Origin of the sequence: Corallincola spongiicola (genome assembly GCF_004284785.1) — a bacterium.
Taxonomy (GTDB): Bacteria; Pseudomonadota; Gammaproteobacteria; order Enterobacterales; family Neiellaceae; genus Corallincola; species Corallincola holothuriorum.
Genome location: NZ_SHLY01000003.1, coordinates 255,528 through 276,901 on the forward strand (window position 1 = coordinate 255,528; position 21,374 = coordinate 276,901).

Consider the following 21,374-nt stretch of genomic DNA (forward strand, 5'->3'; position numbering starts at 1 on the left):
ATCTAAAGGTGATAGATCTTGCACTGTAATTGCGCACCGCTGCACCACAGTGGTGCATAGTGCCAATCTGGTGCTATATCCCATAACGTAAAGAGGGGTATACAGATATCACACTTTTGGTTAGTGAGAAATCTAACTTCTTTCAAGTTGATTGCCGTTTATAAAAATAAATATCAAAGGTGATTTTTAACCCTTTGTTTATAAAGGAAATATTGATTATAGATGCAAAATATCCATTTTTGACTATCTTTTGCACGATTAAAAAATGGGATTTAAGTCACGTCGCCTATACAATAGGCGCCCTTTGTAAAGACCACCCTTATTAGATGGAAGGCCTCAGGTGATCGAGAAGCTACGTAATATCGCCATTATTGCCCACGTAGACCATGGTAAAACTACCTTGGTTGATAAGCTGTTAGCGCAGTCGGGTACCCTTAACGAACGTGCCAATCATGGTGAGCGTGTGATGGACTCCAACGAGTTGGAGCAGGAGCGTGGGATCACGATCCTGGCTAAGAACACCGCCATCCATTGGAACGACTATCATATTAATATCATCGATACTCCTGGACACGCTGACTTCGGTGGTGAGGTTGAGCGTGTATTGTCAATGGCAGATTCTGTACTGCTATTGGTTGATGCTGTTGATGGCCCCATGCCGCAAACCCGCTTTGTAACGCAAAAAGCGTTTGCTCAGGGACTCAAGCCCATTGTCGTTGTTAACAAAATTGACCGCCCAGGTGCTCGTCCTGACTGGGTTATCGATCAGGTGTTTGACCTGTTTGATAACTTAGGTGCCACTGATGAGCAGCTAGATTTCCCGATTGTCTATGCTTCAGCTCTTAATGGTTTTGCCACGTTAGAAGTGGACGACGCCAGTGATGATATGACGCCGCTGTTTGAAACTATCGTCGAAAAGGTTGCCCCCCCAGAAGCGACTCAGGATGCGCCGTTCCAGATGCAGATTTCACAGCTGGACTACTCTAGCTATGTTGGTGTTATCGGTGTTGGTCGCATAACCAAAGGCCGCGTTAAGACAAATCAACAGGTAACTATCGTTGGTGCTGACGGTAAGCAGCGCAATGGTAAAGTGGGCCAGGTACTGGGTTATCTTGGATTAGAGCGACATGAAGTCGAAGATGCTGCTGCTGGTGACATCATCGCTATCACAGGTCTTGGTGAACTTAAGATCTCTGACACTCTGTGCGATCCGAGTGCGATTGAAGCATTACCACCGCTCAGTGTTGATGAACCAACAGTGACCATGACTTTCCAGGTAAACACCTCTCCGTTTGCTGGCTTGGATGGTAAATATGTCACGTCACGTAACATCCTTGACCGTCTGGAAGAAGAGCTGGTTCATAACGTTGCACTGCGTGTAGAGCAGATGCCGGACCCGGATAAGTTTCGTGTGTCTGGTCGTGGTGAGCTTCACTTGGCGATCCTTATTGAAAATATGCGCCGAGAAGGTTACGAGCTGGCCGTATCGCGTCCAGAAGTTATCTTGCGTGAAGTCGATGGTCAGTTAGAAGAACCGTTTGAAACTATGACGGTTGATGTTGAGGAGCCTCACCAGGGTTCAGTGATGGAGCAACTTGGCTTGCGTAAAGCTGAGATGACCAACATGCAGCCTGATGGTAAGGGGCGCGTGCGTTTGGACTTCATCATCCCTAGCCGCGGCTTAATTGGCTTCCAGACCGAGTTTATGACTCTGACCTCTGGTTCAGGTTTGCTGTATCACACCTTTGATCACTATGGTCCACATAAAGGTGGCACTATTGGTCAGCGGATGAATGGCGTCTTGATCTCCAATGCGACAGGTAAAGCATTGACCTATTCACTGTTTAACCTGCAGGAGCGTGGACGCTTATTTACTGAGCATGCGGCCGAAGTGTATGAAGGCCAATTAGTCGGTATTCATAACCGTTCTAACGACCTGACGGTGAATGTGTTGAAAGGTAAGCAGCTGACCAACGTTCGTGCGTCTGGTACGGATGAAGCGCAGGTATTGAGTCCGCCAATTAAGATGACACTTGAGCAAGCGTTGGAGTTTATCGACAACGATGAGCTGGTTGAAGTGACGCCTAATCACATCCGCTTGCGTAAGAAGCTGTTAACAGAAAATGAACGTAAGCGTGCTGCACGCAACGTTGCTGAATAAGTAGCAGCGTTAGTGGAGTTAGAAGGGTAGCCGAATGGTTACCCTTTTTTTTGCTTTCATGCCTATTTTAGCGTGGCGATGAATGCTTCAGATTCAGAGATCGCTTTGTTCATCTCTAATATCAAAAGATCGGTGTCTTTCTTTATTCGTTGATACTCACCCTTCAGTGAACCCACAGCCTGCGCGTTAAGGTTATGCTTCAAATAAAGCGTGTTGTCTTTAAGTGCAGCGAGCACCGGCGCCATTTTACTTTCGGCACGACGCATGGATTTGAGTAACTTAGTGTATTGGCGTTTGGTTGCTTTAAGTTTTTGCGCGCTTTGTTGTTTGAGATTGGCGTTAGTATATTGTGTTAACTCGTCATCCCACTCATCAAATAAAGCGTCTGCAACAGTCTCTATGCCATCAATACGCTCTGTGACTTCTGCTGCTGCATCGGCACTGCTTTCGTAGGCGTCTTCTGTCTGCTCGTACATATCCTGCAGCTCACCACCATCAAAATTGACCAGCACGGAGAACTGCTCTAACGCATCTTTGAACTCCTGTTGCGCTTCACCTTGCGCCTCTTTAGCTTCTTCGACACGGTCTTTAAGTATGTCGCGTTTGTGCACACCCACCTGCTCCATGGTGGCGTAATAGGTTGATTCACACCCACAGACAAAAAGCAGGGAACAACAAGTTAGACAAAGGGCTTTAAGTATCGTCATCTGCTTACTCGCCACTGGCTTTGAACATGGCGGCGTCAACGATGCACCAGATGTGCAGGACTAATGCGATGATACCCGGCACAATCAACCACGCGGTTGCATAACCGGCAAAGATAAAGACACAGAACAGCAGTGCGGCCAGAATGCGTCCTTGAACCAATTGGCCTAATCCGGGAATAAAAAAACTACAGATAGCGGCAAGTACATTGCCTCCTGATCCTTGACCTGACATAAAAGCTCCTTACGTTCTGTGACCGTTAAGTAGATTATTAACCGTCTGAATTTGCTATTGTATATGACTAACAGCTAAGACTTTAGACTCCTACGATAGGAGATGGCAAGGGTATGCAACCGATTAATCGTAAAGAATTGATCCAATCGCTGCGAGCGTATGTCGACAAGGCAGTCACTCTGTTGTTACATATTCGAAAGCGGATCCAGCAAGATGAGATCACTATGGTGGCGGGCTATCTTGCGTACGTTACCTTGCTGTCTCTGGTTCCTTTGGTTGCCGTGACCTTCTCTGTGTTTTCTGCGTTTCCGGTGTTTCAGTCGGTGCAGGGGCAAATTGAAGACTTTGTATTTAATAACTTTGTCCCCGCGTCTGGTGACGCGGTGCGTCAGCATCTGACCGGTTTCGCAGAGAATGCCAAGCGAATGACCGCGATAGGGATAGGCTTTTTGGTCGCAGCGGCACTGCTATTGATATCCGCTATCGATAAGACACTGAATCGTATCTGGCGGATCTCTGGGGGGCGCAGGACGATTATCTCCTTCTCTATCTACTGGATGGTGCTGACCTTAGGGCCTGTTCTCATCGGCTCTAGTATTGCCGTGACCTCCTATTTAGTTTCCTTAAAAATATTTAGTGATAGTGCGATTGGCGGCATGTTACCAACGGTGTTGCGCTTTCTTCCTTTTCTGTTGTCCGTTTGTGCTTTTATTATTCTTTATACGCTCGTGCCGAACACCTTTGTTCGTTTTCGCAATGCCCTCGCAGGTGCCGTATTGGCGGCTGTGTTATTTGAATTGACCAAGAAAGGTTTCGCTCTGTATGTTACTCACTTCCCCTCTTATGAGGCGATATACGGCGCACTTGCTGCGATTCCTTTGCTGTTCATCTGGATTTACTTAGCGTGGAGCGTTGTATTGCTTGGCGCTGAATTGACTGCAGCGCTTGGCGAGTTGGAAGCCGAATCAAAACAAAAGGATGATGAAGCAGAATGATAGCGCTGATCCAGCGGGTAAAGTTCGCTCGCGTTGAAGTGAATGGTGTAACGGTTGGGGCGATTAATTCTGGGCTACTGCTGTTTTTAGGTGTTGAAAAAGGTGATACCGATAGTGGTTGCGACAAGCTTGCGCGTCGGGTGATTGACTATCGGGTGTTTGAGGATGATGCTGGGAAGATGAACCTCAGCCTATTGCAAAGCGGTGGAGAGATACTTGTCGTCTCTCAGTTTACGCTTGCCGCTGATACGCGAAAAGGCCTGCGACCGAGCTTTAGCTCCGCTGCGATACCTGCCGAAGGGGAACGACTCTATCAGCGTTTCGTTACCCAGTTGCGACAGCTCGGTGTAACGACTGCGACAGGCCAGTTCGGTGCAGATATGCAAGTCAGCCTACAAAACGATGGTCCTGTTACCTTCTCACTGCAACTTTAACTTTGTCGACCGTGCCGTGCACCTTCCAGCATGGTGTGGATCAGATCGTTGGCATTGAACTTGGTTAAAGCTTTGTCTGCACCACAATCTTTTGCCTGATCCATACTGATGGTGCTGGAGAGGGAGGTATGCAGAATGACATAGGCTTTACTCAAACGTGGGTCTCGTCTAATTTCTCGGGTCAGTTCGTAACCATCCATGAGTGGCATTTCGATATCACTGACAACAATGTCTACCGCGCCACCCTCATTGGCCATCTCCTGCAAGAAAGCCAACGCTTCATGGCCATTGTTGGTAACAAAATATGAAGCACCTACATCATCCAATGCATGAGATATCTGCTTTCTGGCGACGAGGGAATCATCTACTAACAGTATGCTCTTATCTGCCAAAGGAGCCAGATCTTCCGTGCCGTAATCGGTTGAGACTGAGCCGCTTTCCGGTGGCTCAATCTCTTCTAAGATCTTTTCAACATCAATGATTTGAACAAGTCCTGCATCGCTTCTTATCACGCCGGTGATATAGGTTTGTGCCCCCAAACTAGCGGGCGGCGCAGCAATTTTTTGCCACTCGGCTTCGATGATTTTGTCGATCCCTCGCACCAGAAAGCCGGTTTGTTTACGGCTGAATTCCGTCACGATAATACTGCAGTTCTTTAGGTCTTCCTCTGCGACCGGCGGATAACCGATAGCCATCGCCATATCTATGATAGAGATGGTTTCATCGCGTAATGTTGTTGCGCCAAGGATAGCTGGGTGACTGTGGGGCAACTGGGTCAGAGCTTGAAAGTTAACGATCTCTCTTACTTTCAATGTCGCTATGGCAAAAGGCTGTTTGTTCGAAAGAAAAAACTGCAGTAAACCTTGGTTCGATCGATCTTGCGGGTTGTTCATAACATCTGCTCTAACGTTGCCATATGATACCGAGCATAGTCCTGAGATAAGGCCTTACCAAGCCTTATCCATTGAAAGCGTGGCATGGCTCTCGATTACTCGGTCGCATTGCTGTGTGATCTGCAGAGAAAACAAATTGATTGACTCCATCGGCAAAAGCACGGATAAAAAGTGCTCAAATATAACTGTGCATCAGTGTCGGTGTGCAAAACGAGTTCAAGGATGCGGGGCCATGTTTACCTTAATTGAGCCAAAGACAGATGAAGAGCTTGAACGCTATTTTGAGTTTCGCTGGCAAGTAATGAGGGCACCGTTTCAGCTGCCGAAGGGCTCGGAAAAGGATGAATTTGATCCTTACGCCCATCATCGCATGTTAGTTGACGAACAGGGGCTCCCCCGTGCCGTTGGACGGCTTTACCAAAGTAGTGCAGATGAAGGGCAGTTACGCCATATGGCGGTGGATCCCGATATGCGAGGCAGTGGTCTGGGTTCTCAGGTGATATTCGCGCTGGAACAGTTAGCGCGTGAATTGGGACTGAAACGTATCGTGCTCAACGCAAGGCAGCAAGCATTGCCATTTTATGAGAAGCAGGGGTATCAAGCTGTTGGCGAGGGGCCAACCCATTTTGGCCAGATCCATCACCAGCAAATGCTGAAGGAACTCCCTGCACTGAATGATCGTACCCGCCACGCTGATTGGTGTGAGGAACTACAAAAAATATGGCGTGATGGCATTCCAATCAGTCAAGCATTGGGGATCCGGATCATTGAGTATAGCGGTGAGCGCTTTGAAACTCGTGCCGCGTTTAATGCCAACATTAATCTGCACGGCACGTTGTTTGCCGGTAGTGCATATTCTCAAGCTTGTTTAACTGGCTGGGGGATGATCTACATGATGCTTAAAGAGCAAGGGCTTTCCGGTAGTATCGCTTTAAGCCACGGTGAAATTCGCCATTTGCGTCCGCTGACGGAGGAGCCTACCGCTTACGTAAGTCGAGCGGAAGTTGAGGGCAGTGTGCACCCGCTGCGACGCGGCGAGCAGGCGCATCTGTCTGTGACGGTGACGCTGGAAGATAGCAAGCAGCCCTTAGCAGCACAGTTTAAAGGAGAATATTTGGTGCTATCCGCTGGTATCAGTTGATTGATCTTTTGCCTGCTGGATAATCTCAAACATGGCTTTCTGCATCTCCTCTTCGGCACGTTGGGCTGCTGCAGGTAGTGTCTTTAAAAGGTCATTTTCTTGCTGTACTAATTTTTCTGCATTCGCTTCGAAATCGAATGGCTTTGGTGATTTTACAGGGCCGCTGTAGACCGGCTCACAACCATCGCCAAAGTATTTCTCTGTGCCCGAGAATGCGCCACTGAATAGACCGGTTACCGTCCCCGTGATAGCACTGGCGACCTGCACATCTGGGTTATTGAAGGGGCCATCGATACTTCGCGCAAGCCGCACACAGGCTTCATCATCCAATATGGTGGTGCGCAATAGGTCAAAACGTTGCTTTGGTAGATCGATATCGCCAAAAAGGGCAACGCGGTGTTTCTCTGTGGCGATGGCCGAGGGGCCAAAGTCGATTACTCCGCTGTTAAAATTGATATTGATGTCCGTTTCGGCTATCTGCGTTTCTCCACCTGCCAGTGCGCCAGCGGCGGCACTGCTGACAGCGCTAGCTTTGCTCACCGCGAGTCCTATGGGGCCAAGTAACGCAAATGCGCCTACATCGGTAAGTGTGAGCTCCTGACTGTCGAGAAAGCCCTGTAAAGTCATATCAACGTCGATGTTGTACATGGTGGCTCGGCCAGTGCTCAGATGCACAGGGCCGGTGAGAGAGTTTAATATAGCATCGCTGGAAACTGCCGAGCCGGTGAGCGAGGCATCCAGCTGTGCTTTGCCGCTCAGAGGGTAACCAGTATCGAGAGGATCAAGCAGCGTAAGATCCAGCTGCTTTCCTGCCAATGTCAGTTCAAATGGTAACGTACTGTCCTGCGTTTCAATGGTCCCATGACCTGCCACTGTGCCTTGCTTACTCTCAATATTAAACTTCGAAATTTCAAACGGTTGACCCCCTTTGACGGCGATGGTTGTAGCATCTATCTCCCTATCAGCGGATGAAATGTTGGCACCTGTAAGCGTTAGTGCAAATGGCAAAGCTAACAGGTCGGGGTAAGTTGCCAGCGTAAAATCTTCGATGAGAGCCAAATTACTTAAGCTCATATTGAGGGAATCTGCAGCTACCTGGGGCTCCATCTGAGTTAAGCTTAATTGCAGGCGCTCAACTTCGACTTGTTTGATGTATAGGCCCTTCAATGGCATTGCCGTTGGTTCATCGTCTACCGTCGCTGTTGGTTCATCCGTTTCATCTGCTGGCGGCGTTGTTTGTGCCCACAAGGTGTCGCTAATCTGCAGATCTTTTAATTGTAATAAGGTGATTTCTGTTTGCAGGTGGTCGGCGAGTTGGGTTTTTGCCACAAGGCTTAACGAACCATTCAGCAGCTCCGCTTCAAGCTTGTTCAACAGCAGGGTACCGTTGGATAAACCTAGCTCGGCCATAAGATTATCGAGTTGATGTTGCTGCGATATCAGCCGATCAAATGTTGCTTCGACAGTACCGCTGATCACTGCGGGATCGAATTTATAATCATTGACCAGAACCATATCTCCCGCGTCGAGAGAAAAGTTGTCGAGTGCTAATCCTTGTCCAAGGATCTCACTATTTAGACCTAATTCGCTGATCTCAAGGTTTTCAATATTGAACGTGGATATGGGGAGTGAAATCGTGGCTAATAGATCTTTGTCTTGGCGCTCAGGTATTGGCTCTGCATTGCTCGTGTCCTGCTCTAATGACAGTAAAGGGCCAAACAGGGCGTCATCTAAGGTTATCTGCTTAAGGGTAGCACTGTGTATTGTGGTAGCAAATCCTGCATCTAATACCGTGCTGGAAGCGAGAGTCGCTTGTCCGGAAAAGATCTGCACACTGGCATCTGTGATGCGAAATTTGTGTTCATCCATGAGTGCGTGCAGCGTTAGATCTTCAGCTGAAACATGTTGCCAGGTAACCTCCTCTGCAAACAGGTAGACCGCTAGCTGCCAATTTGTGGGTAACAGTTTAGCTTCTTGGATTACCTGCCAGTTGGTGATTGCGAGAGTGAGCTCTTTAAGTCGAATAGGTTGCTTAAGATCTTCCCAACGTAGTGATAGGCCATCAATATTTAGTTGTTTCAGGGACAAACTTGATAAGGGGAGCAATAACTCCTCTTTGGGTTGGCCTTGTGGCTCAGCCTCTTTCCCTTCTGCAAATGCTGCAAGCAGCTCTTCTAACTGCTCTGGACTCATATCCAAGGCGGGTCTGTCTACGCTGATCCCTTCAATAACAACTGCTCGTTTTAATAGGGAAAGTTCATCAATCCGCAGGGCAAAACGATCAAGCGTCAAAATTGGCTTCGAGTTGAAGCTAAATTCAAGGGCGCGCAAAGTGATCAGATAGGGATCTGTGAGAGAGTATTCGACGGGGGCATTAATTGTTAGAGCAATCGGTGTGTTGTCTGTCACCAGGCGTTCTAAATGACCACGATAATAATCCCCTTTAAACCAAAGCAAGAAAGCCACGATAGCTAACATCGGCACGGCTATGAGGGTGGCTGCAGTCCATTTAACTAAACGACGAATATTCATGGCAAGACTATCTTTGGATATATTGAGTCAGTATAGCGTTAAAAACTAGGTGACTCGCCAATAAACAAAGCAAACTATATGGTTTTAAAAGAGAAATAGGCAATCGCAGGGAAAGGTATGCTTAGCCTATTTCGATTTTTATCCAAGGGTTACGCAGGCTTCACGCCAAACTGACGTTATTCGCTAGCGATTCACCTTCAGCTTTTGACCGCAACATCGTCTTCTCACTGGACTCGATTCGAAACGAAAGCTGCTGTAGTAAATCTTCACATTCGGCTAAAGGTAATCCTTCTAAAGAGAGTCGACGCGGACTGTCCGTATTTGATAAGTACAAGGTCAGCTGTGGAGTGACCTTTCCTTCCAGTTTGGCCATGCGTATCTGGCTAGGTAAAAAGATCTGTGACTGGCCATAACGGTCGTATTGAAGTTGCGCCCCATTCCATATAAGTCTCAGTTCCTGGCCATAGTTGTTGCTGATCAGTGCTAAGCCGATATACACCAATGCCAGCAGTGCGCAGGGGATAACAAAATTGAGAGTAAAAGATAGGTCCGACAGGCTAATTGCGCCGTCGATGGCTTCACCAAATAAAGAAAATAAAGTGACTAAGGCCAGCCAAAATAGGCAGCGATAGGCGGTATGTTGTATCAGTGAGAGGGTTTTTTGCTCGATTACGCACATATCCATTGTGCACTCCTTACTTCCGTGTGTGGTACTTCCTGTACAGCGTTGATAATACCTTAGCTTAATAGCTTGGTCAAAAAACAAACATGGCCGCGATAGCGGCCATGTTTATTGTTTAGAACGATTATCGCTTCACGGCGATTTCACGTGCGTTGAAGTATAGGAATCTCATTAGCTCATATTCGAACGCAGATCCTGAACCATAATAACGGAATGGAATATTCTTACGTGTATCAATGGCTCGCATCAGAGTGAGTGCTAACTCCTCTTCACTTTTCATGTCGAGTTCGCTAATGATGGCATTGAACACCAAGGTGTCGACCAATAGACCTGACGCATCACGTGCGCTTGATGGCCCAAGTAAAGGGATAACAAAGTAAGGTCCAGCACCTACGCCCCAATGTCCCAGCGTTTGGCCGAAATCTTCTCTTTCTTTGTAAACGCCCATCTTTGTTGCCGGATCCCAAACACCGAGCAAGCCGATGGTGGTGTTAGTCACAAAGCGAAACGCAGTTGTCGCTGACCGCTCACCTTTTAACTGTAATACCGAGTTCATAAAGGTGGTCAGTTCACCCAAGTTACTGAAGAAGTTGCTTACGCCTGTTTCCACAATATCAGGAGTGATCCACTGATAACCATTGACGATGGGTAAGATCACATACTCATCGGCTTTGGCATTGAAGTAGTAGGAGCGACGGTTAAAGCCTTCCCAAGGATCGTTACTGTAAGAAATTCCTTTCTCATCTGGATCTGCAGGCGGAGCTGGCATCGGCAACTTCGGCTCGACCGCATCAGCTTCTAGTTCTGGAGTGGCGCTACAGGCCCCCAGTAACAGAGCAACAGAAACGAGCAATGCATTACGTATATGGTTCATATTATTCATCATTATTTGCTCCCTGCTCACTTCTCAGCCGCGAAAAAGGCCAGCATATGCTCAACCCAGACTTTTTCGTCCATGTTGCCGCAGTGGCCACCGTAGGGATATATTTTCGCTCGGTCACCAAAGGTTTTGGTGAGAAAAGCAAGGTCAGGGCTTGCTAAGATAATGTCATCAGCGTTGGTGACTACAGAAATTTTATCTGCTGACATCAGATAGCCAGCCAGGCTAGTCAAACTGAGACGGTTGATCATTTGGGTGCGATCCATGCTGGGATCTTTCTCTTCAGCTATCGGTACCATGGCTTGTTCAAAGTAGGTCAAAAAACCCACTTGTGCGCCGCGCGCAAATGAGTGGCTGATGCTCTCATGTTTAGATATTTCGTGGTTTTTATAGGTAATCGCGCCCCAGTTTTGCATCACATCAATTGCAAAAATCATATCGGTTGAGCTGAGGCGAAAGGCTAGGCCGATAAGTTGTGCCAGCTCTGCATCATCAACGCCCGCAGCGACAAACATTCTATAAATGAAATCGGGGGTTAATTCGACACGGTCAGCATGAGATACGTTTTCGCCGAGGCGTCTAAAAATGCTGTCTATGGTTTGCTTGACGGCAGCGGTGCCGACCGACTCAACATAGCCGTCAAGAATGATGACGGAGTTGTAGAGGCTAACAGGGGGGTTAACGAGAAAGACTTTCTTAAAGTCGAACACTTTTTTCTCTTCATCTAACTTGCTAATAAAAGCAGAATGGGCACCGCCCAAGCTATAACCTGTTAGATAGAAGTCAGTGACCTGCAGCTTGTCTCCTAGCTCATCTTTTGCGTGAGCCAGTGTTTTTTGCATCACACCGTAGATCTCTTCCGCGTCATTAGCCAAATCGCCAGGGAGTTGTGATTCTGATGCGGCAACAATAAAGCTGGCGTGGGTTGGTGAGGTGATAGAGATAACGTTGTAGCCAGCTTTGAAAAACGCTTTCTCCAGCGCTTTCATCTTGCCGCCATTATATTTACCGCCAGTACCAGCGATGGAGAAAACTAATGGCGCGGGCTTCTCTTGATATACAACCGAATACTCAAATTCTTCTTGATACCAAAAAACTTCAGGAACCTCGCGTTCCGGAAAAATATCCAGCGAGAGAACTTCACGATTGATCTCATCATCTTTCGGAAGATCAGCCTTATAAGCTGCCGGAGTACCAAATACGGTGGCTTTGAAGGGGTCGGTGAATGGGAAATCGTAGTTTTCGGCGGCGTATGAAGCGCCAGACAGCAGCAACATCGCTCCGACGAGCAGTATCCTTTTCATATTTTTATTCCGCATGCATTGGAAAGAGGAGCTATTTCTTCTGAATAGCTTTACTTAGTATGTAGATTTTTCGGAATAAAAACAGGTAAATGTAACGAAATATTTAATTTTTTGTGTAATTGTTAAACGGCACCATAATCCAACTCTTGTTGTAACCAACGCTGCGTCAGTGGTGATAGATAGGCTGGGTATCGCGAATGGAGCTGCTCGGCGATCCGCTGTGCCATCGGGATGAGGCCCTGATCTCGCAACAAATCGGCTATTTTAAGCTGTGCCAGTCCGGTTTGCCGGGTGCCTAACAGTTCCCCTGGCCCGCGGATCTCTAAATCGTGCTGGGCGATCTGAAAGCCATCATTGGTTTGTCGTAGTACACCTAAACGTTTAGTGGCTGTTTTTGACAACGGTGCATGGTAAAGCAAAACACAATGGCTGCTGACACTACCTCGGCCAACGCGGCCACGTAGTTGATGTAGCTGCGCCAACCCTAAGCGTTCTGGATTCTCTATGATCATTAAGCTGGCATTCGGTACATCCACGCCTACTTCTATGACGGTGGTAGCGACAAGTAATTGCAGCTGACCAGACTTAAACTGCGCCATCACTTGCTGCTTTTCATCAGCCTTCATCCGCCCATGTACTAGGCCAATATTTAAGTGGGGAAGCAGCTCTTGCAGTGCAGTAGCTGATTCTTCGGCCGCTTGGCACTGTAACACTTCAGACTCATCTATCAGGGTGCATACCCAATAGGCCTGCTTGCCTTCGCTACATGCCATACTGACCCGTGAGATAACTTCCTCTCTGCGATTATCAGGTATAGCGACAGTCGTAACCGGTGTGCGCCCTGGTGGCAGCTCGTCGATGATCGAGGTATCAAGATCGGCATAGGCAGTCATCGCTAAGGTGCGAGGTATGGGCGTGGCGGTCATGATTAATTGATGGGGGTAGCCAGATGATTTGTTGCCCTTTTCTCGTAATGCTAAGCGTTGATGCACACCGAATCTATGTTGTTCATCGATGATCACTAATATAAGATCGTGGAAAACCACCTGCTCTTGAAAAATGGCATGGGTGCCGACCACTAATTGCGCCTCGCCGTTGGCGATAGCATCGAGTGACGCTTGTCGGGCTTTACCTTTCAGTTTGCCAGCTAACCAAGCGAGCTTTATCCCTAGTGGCTCGAACCAGGTCGCCAAGGTTAGTGCGTGTTGTTCTGCAAGCAGTTCCGTTGGCGCCATCAGTGCGACTTGCCCACCTTGTTGTAGCGCTAATGCTGCTGTCATCGCTGCTACCAGAGTTTTGCCTGAGCCCACATCGCCTTGCACCAGCCGCATCATCGGGTGAGCTTTAGCTAAGTCTGCAGTAATTTCCTTCACCACCCGCTGCTGTGCATTAGTTGGGCTGAACGGTAGCTGAGCCAGCAGCTGCTGTTGCAGCCGACCATCAGCTACGATCGCTTGCGCCTTATGTAGATCACTTTTCTGTCTTAGCTGGCGTACAGATACTTGATGTGCGGTCAGCTCTTCCAAGGCTAAGCGTTGTTGTGCTGGATGCTGCCCCAACTCCAACTGCTCTAATGAAATATCGGGTGGCGGTCTGTGGAGTTGCTGGAGAGCATCGTTCAGGGTAATAGGATGAGCCATCAAGTCTGCTGGGATCAATTCCGGCAGGCCGTGACGGCTGAGCATGGCTAAGGCTTGATCTGAAAGCTTACGCAGGCTGATCTGTTTTAATCCCTCGGTGGTGGGATATACAGGTGTAAGCGCCTGTTCCATGGTGTGCAGCGTGGTTTGCTCGCCGACGGAGTACTCGGGGTGAATGATCTCAAAACCGTGCTGACCCCGTTTTATTTCACCAAAGCAACGTACCCACTTACCGTTAACAAAACTGTTTTTTTGCGCGGCACTGAAAGTAAAAAAACGTAGGGTGAGTAAACCTCCCCCGTCGTTGATCCTTACCCTAAGCATGCGTTTGCGGCCGAAGGTGACATCGCTACTGATGATCTCACCACAGACGCTACCGTGGATCCCGGGCATTAGGGCTGCGATAGGGTAGATACGGGTTCTGTCTTCGTAACGATAGGGCAGGTGAAACAGCAGATCCTGGATCACCACCAACCCTAGCTTCGCCAATTTTTCCGCAACTTTGGGGCCTACACCGTTAAGCTCGGTCACTTTCAGCTGCGCTAATGCCTTGCTTTGGCGGAGGTCGCTCATCTGCTATCCATTGCTTTTTGTTCGCATCTGCTGCCACCAGTCATCTGTTGCGATAATCTCACCGTCGTCATCCAGCTCGGCGTAGGGTAGGCCTTTTTTCTTACACAGCTTGGCAAATATCGGATGGCAGGATTCAAACAACATGCGGTGACGTACCCTGCTGTCTAGTGGCTTAGGTTGTTGATACATGCCGGCCATCTCTCGTTGTCGCTGTGCTTCATAGAGTACCACCGCGGTTGCAGCAGAGACATTAAGTGATTGGACTGCGCCAAGCATAGGGATCACTATGGTTTGATCGGCGCAGGCCAAAGCCGTTTCTGATGCGCCAAACTTTTCGTGACCAACAAGAATGGCTGTGGGCCGTGTGTAGTCCACATGTCGGAAGTCGACAGCTTTGGCATCTAGATGGGTCACCACAAGCTGCATCCCTTCGCTTTTTAACTTACTTAAGCAACTTTCGGCATCTTGATAAACAGCAACGTCGACCCACTGCTGACTACCTGAGGCGGTATTGCCAGAGATCCGCATCGATTTTTCTGGCCAGATGGCGTGCACTTTAGGGATGCCAATGGCATCGCAGCTACGAATTATAGCGGCCATATTCATCGGCTTATGCACTTCATCCATGACCACGGTGAGATCGGGCTGGCGTCGGTCAAGCAGGGCGGATATGCGGGAGAATCGAGAATGGTTCATGGATCAATCTACAAAAGAAAAGGCCGCATCTGCGGCCTTGCGAAAAAGGATTATTCGGTGACTAAGATGCCATCCATTTCGACCTGTGCTGCTTTTGGTAATGCGGCAACACCGATAGCTGCTCGCGCAGGGTAGGGCTGTTGGAAATACTCGGCCATTATCTCGTTAACCGTGGCGAAGTGGCTTAGGTCGAGTAAGAAGATATTGAGCTTTACGATATCGTTCAGTGAACCACCAGAGGCTTCGCATACGGCGGTCAAATTATCGAATACCTGCCTGACTTGAGCACTGAAGTCTTCACTGATCAGTTCCATGGAGCTTGGTACTAAAGGGATTTGGCCTGATAGATAAACGGTATTGTCTACTTTAACTGCCTGTGAGTAGGTGCCGATAGCCTTTGGTGCTTTGTCTGTTGCAATGATGGTCTTTGCCATTTTTTTTGCCTTCGTAAGATTGTTATTTTAGTTTCGGTTACGACTGATTTTTAGTACATCAGGCATCACGCGGATCCGGCGCATGACACCGGCCAGATGAACACGATCCCTGATGGTGAGTACCAGATGGATGAGATAAATTCGGCCATCTTTCTCTTCAGTACTCAGACTATGGATATTGGCATCAGTATTGGCAATGAGCGCGGTCAATTTTGCCAGTGCTCCCTGATGGTTAACAATATCTATGCGAAGTGCCGCAAGAAATTGCTCTTCATCGAGCCTTGCTTCGTCCCAGTCGACAGCAAAATAGCGCTCAGGCTCTTTATCATATCCACGAATATTTTTGCAGGATTCATGGTGGATCACTAAGCCTTTTCCGGGGCTTACATGGGCGATAATCGGGTCCCCAGGGATCGGATGGCAACATTTTGCGTAACTAAGCAGCAGGCCTTCGACACCACGGATCGGGAAGTGGTTTCTGTCTGTGCCTGACGCATCGTCTAATTCACCTAACAAACGTCGAGCGACCACGGCGCTCATCGCATTACCCAAACCTACTTCACTGAGAAGGTCTTCGAGGGATGGCTGACGCAGCGCTTCGAGTGCGCGCTCAATCTGCGCTTCAGGAATATCTTCGAGGCGCTTAGCGCCCAATGCATGATTGATTAAACGTCTACCTAGTGCCGTCGATTCTTCACTGCGCAACCGTTTAAGTAACTGACGGATCTTGGCTCGCGCCTTCGAGGTGATGACGAAATTCAACCATGCTGCATTCGGTCGGGCGCCTGGAGAGGTAATAATCTCGACCGTTTGACCACTCTTCAGCTTTTGTGACAGTGGAAAGGCTTTGCGATCAACGCGGGCACCGACACAGGTGTTACCGACATCTGAGTGCACGGCATAGGCAAAATCGACCGGTGTCGCACCGTCTGGCAGTTCAATAATGCGACCATCTGGGGTGAATACGTAAATCTCTTCCGGGAACAGGTCAGTTTTTACGTTTTCAATAAATTCGAAACTGGAGCCTGCACTTTGTTGCAACTCCAGCAGGCTTTGCATCCACTGGCGTGCGCGAACTTGTGCTGTGGTGCCTGAGCGATCGCCATCTTGCTTATAAACCCAGTGTGCCGCTACCCCTTTGTCTGCCATCTGGTCCATATCGTCGGTACGGATCTGGATCTCGACGGGCACACCATGGGGACCAACTAATGAGGTATGTAAAGATTGATAACCGTTGGCTTTGGGAATCGCGATATAGTCTTTAAAACGTCCCGGTCTTGGCTTATACAAACGGTGCATGACGCCCAGAACGCGATAACAGTCATCAATTGAGTGGACGATGACACGAAACGCGTAGATATCCATCACCTCATGCAGCTGCAGCTCTTTGCTGACCATTTTGCGATAGATGCTGTACAGGTGTTTTTCGCGTCCGACGGCTTTGCCAGGAACATCTGCATCCTGCAGACGTCCTTCGATCTCTTCTTTGATGCTACGCATCAGCTCTTTGCGGTTACCTGCTGCTTTACGTACCGCTTCTTTAATTACCCGATAGCGGGCTGGATACATGGCATGAAAGCCTAAATCTTCCAGCTCGTTTTTAATATTATGAATACCCAGCCGGTTTGCCAATGGCGCATAAACTTCGAGCGTTTCCCGGGCGATGCGGCGACGCTTATCAGGGCGCAGGACGAAGATAGTTCGCATATTATGGGTACGGTCGGCCAGTTTGATCAGAATGACGCGGATGTCGACCACCATCGCCATGATCATTTTGCGGAAGTTTTCTGCTTGGGCTTCCTCTTTCGAGTCGAACTGGATCTTATCGAGTTTGGAAACGCCCTCGACTAAGTCTGCCACCGTAGAGCCAAACAGTTCGGCCAGATCTTCACGATTAAGCTCGGTATCTTCGATGACATCGTGAAGTAGCGCTGCCATTAGCGTCTCGTGATCGAGGCGCATATCAGCAAGGAAACGAGCCACGGCGACCGGATGGGTAATATACGGATCGCCGCTTGTTCGCATCTGCCCTTGGTGGGCATCGCGGGAGACAATATAGGCTTGCTGAACCTGGCTCACTTGAGCAGGTTCAAGATATCCAGAGATCTGCTCCTTCAATCCTTCGAATAGGTACACGCGTGGCCGCCTGCCCTACCGTTCGCCTAGCCTAACCGGCCTTCGGCGATTGCGGCAACAGCGGCTAATTCGGCTGCTTCCTGCTCACGCACGGCTTGGATATCTTCTTGATCCATCGTTGATGAGGTCACGAGACCTTCTTCGATTTCACGTAGTGCCAATACGGTTGGCTTATCATTTTCTTCGTCGACCAGCACTTCTTTGCCTTCAACAGCAATTTGGCGGGCACGGCGAGCCGCAACCAAAACCAGGTCAAAACGGTTACCGACCTTATCTACGGCGTCTTCAACGGTTACGCGAGCCATCTGTCTCTCCAGTCATGAGGAAGTTTTATCAAAAGGGCGCGAATTCTAGCCGATCCAGGCCTATTCTGCCAGTAATTGCTTGAGCATATCGTTATGTCGAATCGCTTGTCCAGTTCGGCGCAGTCCATGACAGCGTACGATCGCGTCTAAATCGTCCAGCGCTTTCTCAAATTCATCATTAATAATGAGGAAATCATATTCCGGATAGTGACTCATTTCTGCGCGCGCTTTGGTCATACGTTGGGCAATCACTTCTGCGCTGTCTTGTCCTCGGTGACTCAAACGTTGTTCAAGGATCGCTTGCGAGGGTGGCAGAATGAAAATGCTTTTCGCTTCCGGCATCTGCTGGCGAACTTGTTCCGCCCCTTGCCAATCAATATCCAGGAAAATATCCACGCCAGCCTGCAGTCGCTGTTGAATGTTCACTTTTGAGGTGCCGTAGAAGTTGCCAAATACTTCGGCATGTTCGAAAAAGGCATCTGCGGTGATCAGTGATTTGAATTCAGCTACTGAAACGAAATGGTAGTGCTTGCCATTTTCTTCGCCCGGACGCGCCTGTCGGGTGGTATGGGAGATACTGACTTCCATGGTGGCCTGCTGGTGCCGCGCAAGTAGTGCAGCAATCAGGCTAGATTTACCGGCTCCAGAGGGAGCTGAAACAATAAAGAGAGTTCCGGGCGCGTTCATCGGATTTCCTGGCGCGAGCGCTTTCGTCTGTTTTGAAAGGCGACATAGCCTAACATGGCAGAAAAAAATTACAATTTCCCACCTATGCACTGATGTCACAGTGATGGGTTGGATTATTATTTTTGGAACGGCTCGCAATATAGTGGATTTAATGCGACCTGCTTCACACTATTTGGCGTTTTGAAATATTTTGAAATATTTTCTGAACTTTCTTTGTACAGCTCACTCTTACCTAGTGAAGAAAGTGCTTTGGTTTTAGTCAAAAACCGTTTCTTTAAAAACATTCCCTTATTTTAGTCCCCGGCCTGTCCGGGGATTTTTTTATGTACAGGATGTACGGTACACCCACTGCGCTGCGCGGGGTGAGCCTTGTCGCGGGTGCATGGCACCCAGTACACTTCGTGGGGTGTGCTAATGCACAGGAGCGACGATACCCAAAACGCTGCGCGGGGCACACTGTGTACAGGATGTACGGTCGAAAAGTGCTCCCTGCTATTTCGACATTTCCGCCATCCTTGGCGGTCGTACACCCACTGTGCTCGGCGGCGTGAAGCTTTCTGCGGATATGGGTGTTTCTGCTACTCAACTAATTGTTAAGCCTTTAAGCAGTTTCGGCCCGCTTGCTTCGCTCTATATAGGGCTTTATCTGCGGCTTTTAATACCTGCATAGGTTGGTCGACACCGGGCTCACGTTCGGCAACGCCAATACTAATGGTCACTGAAACTCGCTGCCCGCGGATCGCCTGGCCTCGTTGCTGCTTGCCAGCTTTAGCGTCTTTTGGGCGTGTCTCTTTGTCGCGGATCACCAAGGAGTAGTCGGCGATGGCTTCACGTACGGCCTCCAGATGTTCAATGCAATCATCTAAGGTTTTACGTTTAAACAGCACGGTAAACTCTTCGCCACCATAGCGGTAAGCGGTACCACCTCCGGTGACCTGCGCGATATGAGCTGCCACCATCTTCAGCACATCATCACCTACATCGTGGCCATAGGTGTCATTAAACTTTTTAAAGTGATCAACATCCATCATGGCGACGACGTAGCGCCGTCCAACCCCTTTAAATGCATTTTCTAACGAGCGCCGTGCCGGTAAACCGGTTAATTGATCGCGAAATGCCAAATAGTGGCCTTGAAATAGCACGGACAAAATTAGCACCACCGCAGCGGTACAAAACATCAGGCTAGAGATAAGTGTCTTATCGAACATCGCCCATGTCAGTGATGTTGCAACTAAACAGCCGAGCAACGTGCCTTGCCAAGGGCATTGCAGCAATGTTTGTCGAAATAGCAGGATTAACGCGATGACCACCGCAAGCAACAGGCTAAATATCGGCGCAAACACCGCGGGGGCTGGTCGTAGACTAAATAGCGTTTGCCACTCACTGGGAGCTGTTGCCGATGGCTGCCAAAAAATAGCAGCGATACCGGTGAGTGCGGCAGTGGGCAGTAACAGCAGAACAAAGCGACGGTTGAGCGAGCCAGATTCCGGTAGAAAAGAGAGGGTAAGCAGCGAGCAAGGCAGCAACAGTGTGAGTAGTACAAATAGCTGATGCGTGGGTATCACCGACAGGTTGCTTTGCAGCGGCCCCTGCAGCACTAAGTAGCTGGCAGTCAGAATTAAAGCGAGGGCGACTGGTCTGCCCAAGCTATACATGTGACCAAGCCCCGCAGCCATGATAAACAGCGGATAAGGTAACCACTTTAAGAGTTGCTGATAGTCCAAGCTTAATCCTGATAGCGGTGCGATCAGGAATAGAGCCAACAGTGGCAACAGTGTAGGTAGTGCTAATGATGTTACTACAGGCATGAATCGAATATAGCGGCCTAGGATTAGGCTGAGCATACCATCAAGTGCTGTAAATTTTTATGACACAGCTCCAGTAAAAATATCCCAACCTAAAACGCCAACTTACCGCAGCAAGAGAGCTTGCTGCATTTTTTCGGACTATTTGTCGGCTGTCGTTGTTAGACGCCAGTGATGTTTATTTCCGTGTTGCGGGCATTTGTCATTGACGGATGAGGTATCCATAACTAATATATGGAATACCGTATATATGGAAGTCCATATGTAGCTTGAAGGTTTAAATAGTCCCATGCCCGTTAATCAATGTCAGCGTCAGCGAGCCAAGGTACTGTTTCTCTGTACCGGCAATTCAGCCCGTTCCCAACTGGCTGAAGCTTGGCTGCGCCATATTGGCGCTGAACAATTTGAGGTGGCCAGTGCCGGAACGGCGCCAGAGCCGATCGATCCCAGAGCGCTGACGTTATTGCAGGCTGAGGGCGTTGACGTTAATCGCTTGCGCAGCCAACCGCTAACGGACTATTGCTTCGATGATTTTGACCTGATTATTACCCTGTGCAATGAAGCGAATCAGGAGTGTGGTGCATTGCCAGTAGCGGTAGCGCAGTTGCACTGGGATATCAGCGACCCCAAAATTGCCAGCGATAGTCTGGCATTTGCCAACGCCTTTGCCGATATTCAGCAGCGAGTGGCCGTGTTGTTGCACAGCTATACAGCGCCCCTGCGTGGCAATCGGGGGGAGCACACTGATGCAAACGAACCACTGCCGCAATCCTCCGATCTGTCAGCCGACCAATTCTTTAAGGCGCTGACGGACTCTACTCGTTTGTCGATATTGATGTTGCTGCAGGATGAAGGCGAGCTGTGTGTTTGCGAGTTGGTCACGGCGTTGCAACTTTCACAACCGAAAATATCCCGCCATCTGGCTCAGCTGCGTAAGCAGGGCGTGTTGCAAGATAAGCGTCAGGGGCAATGGGTTTTTTATCGCTTGAGTGATGCCTTGCCGCCATGGGCTGTGCATGTACTGGCAACCACACGGATCGGTAATCCTGCACTGATTAATAATGAAAAAGCACGGCTGAAAGCGATGGGTGACCGCCCTGAACGGGTTCAGCAGTGCTGCAACTAAGAGGCTATTAA

General features: G+C 48.9%; 19 protein-coding genes. 5 read left to right on the forward strand and 14 right to left on the reverse strand.

The features are described from left to right. Positions 1 to 340: 340 nt before the first annotated feature. Entirely contained in the window at positions 341 to 2,161 is a 1,821-nt protein-coding gene (typA, locus tag EXY25_RS11410) for a translational GTPase TypA (RefSeq protein WP_114337593.1), read from the forward strand. Positions 2,162 to 2,223: 62 nt separating this feature from the next. On the opposite strand, the gene EXY25_RS11415 is transcribed toward typA, so the two are convergent. Then, positions 2,224 to 2,868 (reverse strand): DUF2959 domain-containing protein, encoded by a 645-nt coding sequence (locus tag EXY25_RS11415; RefSeq protein ID WP_130566871.1) that lies wholly within the window; start codon positions 2,866 to 2,868, stop codon positions 2,224 to 2,226. A gap of 4 nt (positions 2,869 to 2,872) precedes the next feature. Next, the gene (locus EXY25_RS11420) at positions 2,873 to 3,100 is read right to left on the reverse strand and encodes a hypothetical protein (protein ID WP_114337595.1); all 228 of its coding nucleotides are present in this window, start codon (positions 3,098 to 3,100) and stop codon (positions 2,873 to 2,875) included. 113 nt (positions 3,101 to 3,213) lie between these two features. Here EXY25_RS11420 and EXY25_RS11425 point away from each other — a divergent pair, with 113 nt between their 5' ends. Further along, on the forward strand, positions 3,214 to 4,095 hold the full coding sequence (locus EXY25_RS11425; RefSeq protein ID WP_130566872.1) for a virulence factor BrkB family protein: 882 nt from the start codon (positions 3,214 to 3,216) through the stop codon (positions 4,093 to 4,095). Continuing rightward, positions 4,092 to 4,529: a D-aminoacyl-tRNA deacylase gene (gene dtd / locus EXY25_RS11430; RefSeq protein WP_130566873.1), complete on the forward strand. Its 438-nt coding sequence runs from the start codon at positions 4,092 to 4,094 to the stop codon at positions 4,527 to 4,529. The genes EXY25_RS11425 and dtd overlap by 4 nt, the downstream gene beginning before the upstream one ends. On the opposite strand, the gene EXY25_RS11435 is transcribed toward dtd, so the two are convergent. After that, positions 4,526 to 5,422 (reverse strand): chemotaxis protein, encoded by an 897-nt coding sequence (locus EXY25_RS11435; protein ID WP_130566874.1) that lies wholly within the window; start codon positions 5,420 to 5,422, stop codon positions 4,526 to 4,528. The two genes, dtd and EXY25_RS11435, sit on opposite strands and share 4 nt — an antisense overlap. Before the next feature lie 232 nt (positions 5,423 to 5,654). Between EXY25_RS11435 and EXY25_RS11440 the strand changes: the two genes are divergently transcribed. Continuing rightward, positions 5,655 to 6,563: a bifunctional GNAT family N-acetyltransferase/hotdog fold thioesterase gene (locus EXY25_RS11440; RefSeq protein WP_114337599.1), complete on the forward strand. Its 909-nt coding sequence runs from the start codon at positions 5,655 to 5,657 to the stop codon at positions 6,561 to 6,563. Here EXY25_RS11440 and EXY25_RS11445 read toward each other — a convergent pair. The 11 genes from EXY25_RS11445 to EXY25_RS11495 all read right to left on the reverse strand — a co-directional run bounded on the left by EXY25_RS11445 (position 6,543) and on the right by EXY25_RS11495 (position 20,240). Beyond that, positions 6,543 to 9,095 carry an AsmA family protein gene (locus EXY25_RS11445; RefSeq protein ID WP_130566876.1) on the reverse strand — a complete coding sequence of 851 codons (2,553 nt, stop codon included), beginning with the start codon at positions 9,093 to 9,095 and terminating at the stop codon, positions 6,543 to 6,545. The two genes, EXY25_RS11440 and EXY25_RS11445, sit on opposite strands and share 21 nt — an antisense overlap. Positions 9,096 to 9,255: 160 nt before the next feature. Further along, on the reverse strand, positions 9,256 to 9,780 hold the full coding sequence (locus tag EXY25_RS11450) for a hypothetical protein (RefSeq protein ID WP_130566877.1): 525 nt from the start codon (positions 9,778 to 9,780) through the stop codon (positions 9,256 to 9,258). Positions 9,781 to 9,901: 121 nt separating this feature from the next. After that, a complete protein-coding gene (locus EXY25_RS11455) occupies positions 9,902 to 10,663 on the reverse strand; it encodes an MlaA family lipoprotein (protein WP_207232156.1) in 762 nt (253 codons plus the stop codon). 14 nt (positions 10,664 to 10,677) lie between these two features. Further along, positions 10,678 to 11,961, reverse strand: coding sequence for an alpha/beta hydrolase (locus EXY25_RS11460; RefSeq protein ID WP_130566878.1), 1,284 nt, complete (start codon positions 11,959 to 11,961; stop codon positions 10,678 to 10,680). Positions 11,962 to 12,083: 122 nt separating this feature from the next. Further along, positions 12,084 to 14,174 carry an ATP-dependent DNA helicase RecG gene (gene recG, locus EXY25_RS11465; protein ID WP_130566879.1) on the reverse strand — a complete coding sequence of 697 codons (2,091 nt, stop codon included), beginning with the start codon at positions 14,172 to 14,174 and terminating at the stop codon, positions 12,084 to 12,086. A 3-nt stretch (positions 14,175 to 14,177) separates the two neighbouring features. Then, positions 14,178 to 14,870: a tRNA (guanosine(18)-2'-O)-methyltransferase TrmH gene (trmH, locus tag EXY25_RS11470; RefSeq protein WP_130566880.1), complete on the reverse strand. Its 693-nt coding sequence runs from the start codon at positions 14,868 to 14,870 to the stop codon at positions 14,178 to 14,180. Between the two features lie 50 nt (positions 14,871 to 14,920). Further along, complete coding sequence (locus tag EXY25_RS11475) at positions 14,921 to 15,304, reverse strand: RidA family protein (RefSeq protein ID WP_130566881.1); 384 nt, start codon at positions 15,302 to 15,304, stop codon at positions 14,921 to 14,923. Between the two features lie 27 nt (positions 15,305 to 15,331). Next, complete coding sequence (gene spoT / locus EXY25_RS11480) at positions 15,332 to 17,440, reverse strand: bifunctional GTP diphosphokinase/guanosine-3',5'-bis pyrophosphate 3'-pyrophosphohydrolase (RefSeq protein ID WP_114337607.1); 2,109 nt, start codon at positions 17,438 to 17,440, stop codon at positions 15,332 to 15,334. A gap of 26 nt (positions 17,441 to 17,466) precedes the next feature. Continuing rightward, entirely contained in the window at positions 17,467 to 17,745 is a 279-nt protein-coding gene (rpoZ, locus tag EXY25_RS11485) for a DNA-directed RNA polymerase subunit omega (protein ID WP_114337608.1), read from the reverse strand. 60 nt (positions 17,746 to 17,805) lie between these two features. Then, positions 17,806 to 18,432: a guanylate kinase gene (gene gmk, locus EXY25_RS11490; protein WP_114337609.1), complete on the reverse strand. Its 627-nt coding sequence runs from the start codon at positions 18,430 to 18,432 to the stop codon at positions 17,806 to 17,808. Between the two features lie 593 nt (positions 18,433 to 19,025). Then, the gene (locus tag EXY25_RS11495; protein WP_165419340.1) at positions 19,026 to 20,240 is read right to left on the reverse strand and encodes a GGDEF domain-containing protein; all 1,215 of its coding nucleotides are present in this window, start codon (positions 20,238 to 20,240) and stop codon (positions 19,026 to 19,028) included. 286 nt (positions 20,241 to 20,526) lie between these two features. Here EXY25_RS11495 and EXY25_RS18960 point away from each other — a divergent pair, with 286 nt between their 5' ends. After that, positions 20,527 to 21,363 (forward strand): metalloregulator ArsR/SmtB family transcription factor, encoded by an 837-nt coding sequence (locus EXY25_RS18960; RefSeq protein WP_130566883.1) that lies wholly within the window; start codon positions 20,527 to 20,529, stop codon positions 21,361 to 21,363. Positions 21,364 to 21,374: the final 11 nt, after the last annotated feature.

Bases quoted from the DNA above. Each gene is read 5' to 3' on its own strand.
- trmH (WP_130566880.1), bottom strand. From the start codon at position 14,870: ATGAACCATTCTCGATTCTCCCGCATATCCGCCCTGCTTGACCGACGC.
- EXY25_RS11420 (WP_114337595.1), bottom strand. From the start codon at position 3,100: ATGTCAGGTCAAGGATCAGGAGGCAATGTACTTGCCGCTATCTGTAGT.
- EXY25_RS11450 (WP_130566877.1), bottom strand. From the start codon at position 9,780: ATGGATATGTGCGTAATCGAGCAAAAAACCCTCTCACTGATACAACAT.
- EXY25_RS11460 (WP_130566878.1), bottom strand. From the start codon at position 11,961: ATGAAAAGGATACTGCTCGTCGGAGCGATGTTGCTGCTGTCTGGCGCT.
- recG (WP_130566879.1), bottom strand. From the start codon at position 14,174: ATGAGCGACCTCCGCCAAAGCAAGGCATTAGCGCAGCTGAAAGTGACC.
- dtd (WP_130566873.1), top strand. From the start codon at position 4,092: ATGATAGCGCTGATCCAGCGGGTAAAGTTCGCTCGCGTTGAAGTGAAT.
- EXY25_RS11455 (WP_207232156.1), bottom strand. From the start codon at position 10,663: ATGATGAATAATATGAACCATATACGTAATGCATTGCTCGTTTCTGTT.
- EXY25_RS11445 (WP_130566876.1), bottom strand. From the start codon at position 9,095: ATGAATATTCGTCGTTTAGTTAAATGGACTGCAGCCACCCTCATAGCC.
- EXY25_RS11435 (WP_130566874.1), bottom strand. From the start codon at position 5,422: ATGAACAACCCGCAAGATCGATCGAACCAAGGTTTACTGCAGTTTTTT.
- EXY25_RS11425 (WP_130566872.1), top strand. From the start codon at position 3,214: ATGCAACCGATTAATCGTAAAGAATTGATCCAATCGCTGCGAGCGTAT.
- EXY25_RS11475 (WP_130566881.1), bottom strand. From the start codon at position 15,304: ATGGCAAAGACCATCATTGCAACAGACAAAGCACCAAAGGCTATCGGC.
- EXY25_RS11440 (WP_114337599.1), top strand. From the start codon at position 5,655: ATGTTTACCTTAATTGAGCCAAAGACAGATGAAGAGCTTGAACGCTAT.
- EXY25_RS11415 (WP_130566871.1), bottom strand. From the start codon at position 2,868: ATGACGATACTTAAAGCCCTTTGTCTAACTTGTTGTTCCCTGCTTTTT.
- rpoZ (WP_114337608.1), bottom strand. From the start codon at position 17,745: ATGGCTCGCGTAACCGTTGAAGACGCCGTAGATAAGGTCGGTAACCGT.
- EXY25_RS11495 (WP_165419340.1), bottom strand. From the start codon at position 20,240: ATGCCTGTAGTAACATCATTAGCACTACCTACACTGTTGCCACTGTTG.
- EXY25_RS18960 (WP_130566883.1), top strand. From the start codon at position 20,527: ATGCCCGTTAATCAATGTCAGCGTCAGCGAGCCAAGGTACTGTTTCTC.
- gmk (WP_114337609.1), bottom strand. From the start codon at position 18,432: ATGAACGCGCCCGGAACTCTCTTTATTGTTTCAGCTCCCTCTGGAGCC.